Source organism: Vibrio sp. 704 (assembly GCF_033339295.1).
The window spans coordinates 1-671 of the sequence record NZ_JAWOUH010000501.1 but is presented as its reverse complement, the minus strand read 5'-3'; the positions used below and the strand labels follow the sequence as shown (position 1 = coordinate 671).

The 671-nt window shown below is 45.2% G+C and carries 1 protein-coding gene; it reads left to right on the top strand.

Features of this window, described 5'->3' with window-relative positions; translation table 11 throughout:
• Positions 1-671 (top strand): flavodoxin-dependent (E)-4-hydroxy-3-methylbut-2-enyl-diphosphate synthase (locus R7R24_RS27370; protein WP_318120220.1); only part of this gene is annotated, 671 nt, incomplete at both ends.

Here is a 671-nt window from a genome sequence, read left to right as displayed (position 1 = left end):
ATCCGTATTGGCGTTAATGGCGGCTCTTTGGAAAAAGATCTGCAGATGAAATACGGTGAACCAACGCCTGAAGCCCTAGTTGAATCAGCGATGCGTCATGTTGATCATCTCGATCGTCTTAACTTTGATCAGTTCAAAGTCAGCGTTAAAGCATCGGATGTATTCCTTGCGGTTGATTCTTACCGCTTGCTAGCGAAGAAAATCGACCAGCCACTTCACTTAGGTATTACTGAAGCTGGTGGTGCGCGCGCAGGTGCTGTGAAGTCAGCAGTTGGCTTGGGCATGCTTTTATCGGAAGGTATTGGTGATACGTTACGTATCTCTTTAGCTGCTGATCCAGTCGAAGAAATCAAAGTCGGTTTCGATATTCTGAAATCTTTGCGTATTCGCTCTCGTGGCATCAACTTTATTGCTTGCCCAAGTTGTTCACGCCAAGAATTCGATGTTATTGGTACCGTAAATGCGCTTGAGCAGCGTTTAGAAGACATAATCACACCAATGGATGTGTCTATTATTGGCTGTGTGGTAAATGGTCCTGGTGAAGCTGAGGTTTCCCATTTGGGTCTTGCGGGTAGCAACAAGAAGAGTGCGTTCTATGAAGACGGAAAACGTCAAAAAGAGCGTTTCGATAACAATGATCTTGTGAATCAGCTAGAAGCAAAGATCCGTGC